Origin of the sequence: Pseudorhodoplanes sp., assembly GCF_035565795.1 — a bacterium.
Classification (GTDB): domain Bacteria; phylum Pseudomonadota; class Alphaproteobacteria; order Rhizobiales; family Xanthobacteraceae; genus Pseudorhodoplanes.
Window position 1 is genome coordinate 32,936 of record NZ_DATMRV010000065.1, and the last position, 6,754, is coordinate 39,689.

The 6,754-nt window shown below is 64.2% G+C and carries 7 protein-coding genes; 3 read left to right on the forward strand and 4 right to left on the reverse strand.

What is annotated here, in order from left to right; genetic code table 11:
* Nucleotides 1–101: 101 nt before the first annotated feature.
* Nucleotides 102–659 (forward strand): disulfide bond formation protein B, encoded by a 558-nt coding sequence (locus tag VNZ93_RS07060; RefSeq protein WP_325702094.1) that lies wholly within the window; start codon nt 102–104, stop codon nt 657–659.
* A gap of 33 nt (nt 660–692) precedes the next feature.
* Here the strand turns inward: VNZ93_RS07060 and VNZ93_RS07065 are convergent, their stop codons facing one another.
* The 3 genes from VNZ93_RS07065 to VNZ93_RS07075 form a co-directional block, all read right to left on the reverse strand.
* The gene (locus VNZ93_RS07065; RefSeq protein WP_325702097.1) at nt 693–1,250 is read right to left on the reverse strand and encodes an HNH endonuclease; all 558 of its coding nucleotides are present in this window, start codon (nt 1,248–1,250) and stop codon (nt 693–695) included.
* 140 nt (nt 1,251–1,390) lie between these two features.
* Nucleotides 1,391–2,071, reverse strand: coding sequence for an alpha/beta hydrolase (locus tag VNZ93_RS07070; protein WP_325702100.1), 681 nt, complete (start codon nt 2,069–2,071; stop codon nt 1,391–1,393).
* A complete protein-coding gene (locus VNZ93_RS07075) occupies nt 2,028–2,783 on the reverse strand; it encodes a DNA-3-methyladenine glycosylase 2 family protein (RefSeq protein WP_325702110.1) in 756 nt (251 codons plus the stop codon). The genes VNZ93_RS07070 and VNZ93_RS07075 overlap by 44 nt, the downstream gene beginning before the upstream one ends.
* 162 nt (nt 2,784–2,945) lie before the next feature.
* Between VNZ93_RS07075 and gluQRS the strand changes: the two genes are divergently transcribed.
* Both gluQRS and VNZ93_RS07085 read left to right on the forward strand, forming a co-directional pair.
* Nucleotides 2,946–3,818 carry a tRNA glutamyl-Q(34) synthetase GluQRS gene (gene gluQRS / locus VNZ93_RS07080; protein ID WP_325702103.1) on the forward strand — a complete coding sequence of 291 codons (873 nt, stop codon included), beginning with the start codon at nt 2,946–2,948 and terminating at the stop codon, nt 3,816–3,818.
* Between the two features lie 42 nt (nt 3,819–3,860).
* The gene (locus tag VNZ93_RS07085) at nt 3,861–5,063 is read left to right on the forward strand and encodes an ATP-binding protein (protein ID WP_325702105.1); all 1,203 of its coding nucleotides are present in this window, start codon (nt 3,861–3,863) and stop codon (nt 5,061–5,063) included.
* On the opposite strand, the gene VNZ93_RS07090 is transcribed toward VNZ93_RS07085, so the two are convergent.
* On the reverse strand, nt 5,060–6,754 hold a 1,695-nt coding region (locus VNZ93_RS07090), incomplete at its 5' end, for a methylmalonyl-CoA mutase family protein (protein WP_325702107.1). The genes VNZ93_RS07085 and VNZ93_RS07090 overlap by 4 nt on opposite strands.

Genomic DNA, 6,754 nt, shown 5'->3' on the forward strand with positions numbered 1-6,754 from the left:
CCCTGTGCGAGATGGTCACATTTACTCGCAGGTCTGTGTCTTGACGGACGCGACGCTTTCCCGTGAATGCGGACAATCCGAACGCCTCGCCGGGACCCGGAATGAACGATCTTGCGGCCACCTTGGACCATATGAAGCGCAATGAGCCGGTCCGGCTCGCAGCGGGGACGGTCGCCATCCTCGGACTGGCGACGATCCTTGGCGCCTGGTTTTTCCAACTTGTGATGCGGCTGCCGCCGTGCCCGCTCTGCCTCGAGCAGCGCTACGCCTATTACTTCTCGATCCCGCTCGCGGTGCTGGTGCTGCTCGGTGTCTCCTATGGCGCCTCGCGCAAGGTGCTGACCGCCGCGCTCGTCGTCATCGCCCTCGCCATGCTCTGGAACGCCGGGCTTGGCGGCTACCATGCCGGTGTCGAATGGAAATTCTGGGAAGGCCCAAGGGACTGCTCGGGCGGGCTGGGCGATCTTGGCACCGCCGGCGGGCTTCTCGAGTCGCTGAAGACCATCCGCGTCGTGCGCTGTGACGAGATCCCGTGGAGCTTTCTCGGCATTTCGCTCGCGGGCTACAACGCTATCATCTCGCTCGTGCTGTCGCTGATCGCGGCATGGGGCGCATGGCGCGCATGGCAGACCTTGCCGCTTGAAGAGCGCGTTGTCTGATCGATGTTGCGCTGACGGACGTTGTCGAAAGCCTTACGGCTCGAGCTCCGTATCCCAGTAGAGATAGTCCATCCAGCTTTCGTGCAGATAGTTCGGCGGGAACAGGCGCCCGTTGCGATGCAGATGCTGCACGGTCGGCTGGAACGGCAACTGCGAGGGATACATGCTGGCTTCCGCCATGGTCTTGCTGCCCTTGCGCAGATTGCAGGGCGAGCAGGCCGCGACCACATTGTTCCAGGTGGTGAGACCGCCGCGCGAACGCGGGATCAGATGATCGAAGGTGAGGTCGTCATTCGCCCCGCAATACTGGCACGCAAAGCGGTCGCGCAGGAAAACGTTGAAGCGCGTGAAGGCCGGATGCGTCGAAGGTTTGACGAATGTCTTGAGCGACACCACGCTCGGGAGCTTCATCTCGAAGCTCGGCGATCGTACTGCACGATCGTAATTTGCGACGATGTTCACGCGTTCGAGGAACACCGCTTTTATCGCGTCCTGCCAGGACCAGAGCGATAGCGGGTAGTAACTCAGCGGCCGGAAGTCGGCGTTCAGGACCAGAGCCGGAAATCCAGCGGGCGAAGCGTGGACGTTCAAGCGATGGCGCTCCTTTCAAGCACCGCGATCGAGTCTCCTAATGTATACGGCAGCGTGACGGGAATGTGAAGGCAGGCCCAAGGCTTACCGCAATGCGCGCACGAGCCTCGGGTCCTCCGCGGGAACAGGAAAAATATCCGTCACAATCCGAATCGCCGCGCCAGGAATTCGCCGCCATGGCGAAGGCCCTCCTGGTCGATGCCGTGCCCGACGCCTTGCGAAATGTGCCATTCCGTTGGGACTTCGAGCTCCGACAGCGCCGACGAGGAATGGAACAGCGCCTGCACCGGGATCAGCTCATCGCGATCGCCATGCACCAGCAGCACCGGCGGGCGCGAAACGATTTCGCTTTTGACCGTTTCGGGCGGCCCGTCACCCGGCATGATGAACATGCCCGAATAGCCGACGATCCCGGCCGGCGGCACCGGACGTCGAAGTCCAACATGCAGCGACATCATGGTGCCCTGGCTGAAGCCGACCAGAGCGAGCGCGGAGGGCGGCAATTGCCGGCGCTGTAATTCGGAATCGAGAAAGGCTTGCAAGGCGGGCGCCGCCTGGTTGACGCCGCGCCAGCGTTCATCCGGATCGCGGAATGTCAGGCCGAACCATTGGCGGCCGACAGGAGCCTGTCCGCAGGGTTCGGGCGCGTGCGGCGACACGAACGCGGTATCGGGAAGCAGGGGCTGCCACGCGCGTCCGATGTCAATCAGGTCGTTGCCGTCGGCGCCGTAGCCATGGAGAAACACCACGAGACGCTTGGCGTTGCCGGACGTTGGTTCAAGACTTGGTCCCGACAGCACCGGGACGTTTGGTCCGGCCATTGCGCTTTGCCTTCCTTGCCACTTTCAGAACGGCCGGTTTTACGGCCTTCGGTTTGATCGGTTTCGCTTCAACGGCGACGCCTTCGCGCCGTTTCACGACATGATAATAGCCCCATAGCAGATGCGCAGCCACGCCGCGCCACGGCCGCCATGCATCGGCGATAAGCGTCAATTCCTTCGCGCTCGGCCGCGCCTGCAGTCCGAGCGCGATGCGCGCCGATTCCTGCAAAGCGAGGTCTCCAGCCGGCCAGGCATCGGCATGACCGAGACAGAACAGGAGATAGATATCGGCGGTCCAGGGCCCGATGCCATGCATGGCGATCAATGCGGCATGGGCGACGTCCGCTTCGCTCCGGCCGACATGGTCGAGGTCGAGCTCGCCCTTGGCGATAGCGTTCGCGATCGCCTTGATCGATTTGATCTTTGCGGCGGACAATCCGAGCCGCGCGAGCCGGTCTGCGCGCGCGCGGCGCAGGGCATCGTGATGGAAGGGATCGAACGCCGTCTGCAGCCTGCCCCAGATTGCGCTCGCGCTCGCGGTCGATAATTGCTGGCCGCAAATGATCCGCGCGATGCCCGGAAACCCAGGCTCCCCGCGGCGAAGGGCCGGCTCGCCCGCCTTGTCCAGCACGGGCGCAAGACGCGGATCGGCCTGCACGAGCCGTTCGAGCGCTGCGGCGAGGTCGGCCTGGGTGTGGAGGAACTGGATCATGACGACGTGGCGCACTCCGTAACCTTCTCCCTTGAGAGAAGGCGGGCGAGGGGTTCTTGCAGCATTGTGCGCGGAAAGATACCCCTCACCCGGCTCGCATCTTCGATGCTCGCCACCAACCCTCTCCCTCAAGGGGAGAGGGAAACGAGTGCATGGCTTGCAATGAGTCCACCCGTTTTCCGCTTCGCGCCATCACCCAACGGCTATCTGCATCTTGGCCATGCGCTGTCCGCGCTGCTGAATGCCGATCTCGCGCGCAAGGCGGGCGGCCGTCTGCTGCTGCGCATCGAGGACATCGACCGCACCCGCTGCAAGCCCGAATACGAGCAGGCCATCTACGACGATCTCGCCTGGCTCGGCATCGCCTGGGAAAAGCCGGTGCGGCGGCAATCGGAACATTTCGATGCGTATCGCGACGCACTTGCGAAACTGCAGGCGCTGGATCTCGTCTATGCCAGCTTCGAGAGCCGCGGCGAGATCGCAGAACTGGTGACGGCGCGCGGCGACGGCTGGCCGCGCGATCCGGATGGCGCGCCGATCTATCCGGGCGGGCGCGATGCGATCGGCGAGACCGAACGCCGAACGCGGATCAACGCGGGAGAGCCCTACGCGCTACGGCTCGACATGGCGGCAGCGATCGCGCGCGCCGGACATCCGATGTGGAGCGAGACAGGGCGCGGGCCGGACGGAGAGACCGGCGAAATCGCCGCGCGTCCGCAGGACTGGGGCGATATCATCCTTGCGCGTAAAGACGTACCGACCAGTTATCACCTCTCCGTGGTCGTGGACGATGCGCTGCAGGGGGTGACGCATATCGTTCGCGGGCAGGACCTGTTCTGGTCGACGTCGGTGCACCGGCTGCTGCAATCCCTGCTCGGGTTCCCCGTTCCGGTCTATCGGCACCATCGGCTCGTTCTCGACGCGGCGGGCCGCAAGCTTTCGAAATCCACACAGGCGACGGCGCTGCGAGCCTTGCGGGGTGAGGGCGCGACGCCTGCCGATATCCGCACGATGGTGGGCCTGCCAGAACCGTGAATGGCCGGCCCGGTGCCGTCATGCGAGACTTTCGGCCGAATCATGGGGCGAGGCAAACCAAAGCGCAAAACCGTCAAGCGCGCGCGCAAGTCGGCGCGGGTGCGCAAGCGTGGCACGTCGTCATCGCGGCGCGAGGTCGAAACAGCGTTGGCCGCGCTCGCCCACGATATCCGTACGCCGCTGACGGGTGTGCTCGCCCTGTCCGATCTCCTCATCACATCCGATCTGCCCGAACGCGAACGCGGCTGGGCGAAGTCCATCCGTGGCGCGGCCGATCATCTCGCGCAATTGACGTCGCTGGTGCTCGACGCCGTGAAGGCCGACCATGCCGGGCTGACGATTCGCCGCGATGCTTTCTCGCCCCGCGCGCTTGCCGACGCGGTCGCTGCATCGCTGACGGCGCGCGCCGGCGCGAGCGGCCTGATAGCGGAAGTCGGGATCGCCGGCGATCTTCCCACCGATGTCATCGGCGATCCGGTGAGGCTGCGCGCAGCGCTGGAAAATCTCGTCGACAACGCCGTGAAGTTCACCGCACGCGGCCGTGTCCGTTTTGATGTTTCGTCCGGGTCAGCGCCGCGCGGGCGCGTGCTGTTGCGTTTTGCGGTGAGCGACAGCGGTATCGGTCTGACCAGGGCAGAGATCGCTAGGTTGTTTCGCCCCTTCACGCAGGCGAGCCGCGACGTCTCGTTACGATATGGCGGCACCGGCCTTGGCCTTGCGCTGGTGAAGCGTCTCGCCAATGTGATGGGCGGCGATCTCACCGCCATCAGCAAGAAGGGCGAGGGCTCGACCTTCACGCTCACGATGCTTGTCGACAAGGCGGCAGCGGCCCTCACTCAAACACGCGCGTCCGCGGTACAGGAAGCGGCACCCGCACGGCCGCTGCGCATCCTGTGCACGGAAGACAATCCGTTCGGGCGCGTGGTGCTGAACACGATCCTGACCGAGCTTGGACACAAAGTGGATTTTGCTCAGTCGGGCGAAGCTGCGGTGAGCAGCGTTGCACAAGGCGGCTACGACCTCGTGCTGATGGATGTCACCTTGCCCGGCATGGACGGTTTCGAGGCTACGCGACGCATCCGCGCGTTGCCCGGTGATGCCGCCACGCTTCCGATTATCGGAGTTTCAGCCTTCTCGTCTGACGATGATCGGAAGCGTGGCGGTGACGCCGGCATGACCGGTTATCTCGTGAAGCCCGTCAGCCCTGCCGCGCTGGCCCAAGCACTGAGATCAATTCCTGGCTAGGCGACCTTCACCGGCTTGCCGGCCTTCTCCACGATCCGCACCACATCCGACATGATCTGGTTGATCTGGAAATCCTTCGGCGTGTAGACGGCCGCGACGCCGGCCTTTTTCAGCGTCGCTTCGTCCTCGGGCGGCACGATGCCACCGACCACGACAGGCACGTCGTTCAAACCTTCCGCGCGCATGCGATCGACTACGTCGCGAACCAGCGGCACGTGGCTGCCCGAAAGGATGGACAGTCCGACGACATCCACGCCTTCGTCCTTCGCGGCCTTGACCAGTTCGGCCGGTGTGAAACGGATGCCTGCGTAGATCACGTCCATGCCGACGTCGCGCGCGCGGACTGCGATCTGTTCGGCGCCGTTGGAATGGCCATCGAGACCGGGCTTGCCGACCAGGAATTTCATGCGGCGTCCGAGCTTGTGCGATATCCGCTCCACCTCGGCGCGGACCGGCTCGAGCTGATCGCCGCCGACCTGTCGCGCTGCCTTCGGAACACCGGTCGGCGCGCGATATTCTCCGAAGACCTCGCGGAAGACCGCGCCCCACTCGCCGGTGGTAACGCCTGCCTTCGCGCAGGCGATGGAAGCCGGCATGACATTGCTGCCGTCCCTTGCCGCGCGGCGTAGATCGGTCAACGCAGTCTGCACAGCCCTGGCGTCACGCGATGCGCGCCAGGCGTTCAGTCGCGCGATCTGTTCCTGCTCAACCTCAGGCGGGACGGTGAGGATCGCATCGACGCCACCGGTGAGGGGAGAGGGCTCGCTCTCGGTGAATTTGTTGACGCCGACCACCACGCTGTCGCCGGCCTCGATCGATTCCAGCCGCTTTGTGTTGCTCTCGACCAGCTGCTGCTTCATGTAGCCCATCTCGACCGCGGCAACCGCGCCGCCCAGCCGCTCGATGGTGGCGAGTTCTTCCTTCGCCGCGCGGATCAGCGCGTCGACCTTCTTCTGGATCTCGGTCGATCCATCGAAGATGTCGCCGTATTCGAGAAGGTCCGATTCATAGGCGAGAATCTGCTGTGCGCGCAGGGACCATTGCTGGTCAAACGGACGCGGCAGGCCAAGCGCCTCGTTCCATGCGGGCAATTGCACCGCGCGGGCGCGCGCCTTTTTCGACAGCGTGACCGCAAGCATCTCGAGGAAGATGCGATAGACGTTGTTCTCGGGTTGCTGCTCTGTGAGGCCAAGCGAATTGACCTGCACGCCGTAGCGAAACAGCCGTTGCTTCGGATCGCTGACGCCATAGCGCTGCGCGGTGATTTCGTCCCACATGTCGACGAATGCGCGCATCTTGCAGATCTCGGTGATGAAGCGCATGCCGGCATTGACGAAGAACGAGATGCGGCCGACGACGTCGCCCATCTCGCCGTCCGCAACTTCGCCCGATGCCTTGACCATGTCGAGGATTGCGATCGCAGTCGCGAGTGCGTAGGCCAGCTCCTGAACGGGCGTCGCACCTGCCTCCTGCAGGTGATACGAGCACACATTCATCGGATTCCATTTCGGCATTTCCTTCGTCGTGAACAGGATCGTGTCCTTGATCAGACGCATGGACGGGCCGGGCGGGAACACATAGGTGCCGCGCGACAGATATTCCTTGATGATGTCGTTCTGCGTGGTGCCGGTGAGTTTCTCACGCGGCGCGCCGGTCTCGTCGGCGACGGCGATGTACAGCGACAGCAGCCA

Coding starts and splice junctions, on each gene's coding strand:
- VNZ93_RS07060 (WP_325702094.1), top strand. CDS start 102: ATGAACGATCTTGCGGCCACCTTGGACCATATGAAGCGCAATGAGCCG.
- VNZ93_RS07070 (WP_325702100.1), bottom strand. CDS start 2,071: ATGGCCGGACCAAACGTCCCGGTGCTGTCGGGACCAAGTCTTGAACCA.
- VNZ93_RS07075 (WP_325702110.1), bottom strand. CDS start 2,783: ATGATCCAGTTCCTCCACACCCAGGCCGACCTCGCCGCAGCGCTCGAA.
- gluQRS (WP_325702103.1), top strand. CDS start 2,946: ATGAGTCCACCCGTTTTCCGCTTCGCGCCATCACCCAACGGCTATCTG.
- VNZ93_RS07085 (WP_325702105.1), top strand. CDS start 3,861: ATGGGGCGAGGCAAACCAAAGCGCAAAACCGTCAAGCGCGCGCGCAAG.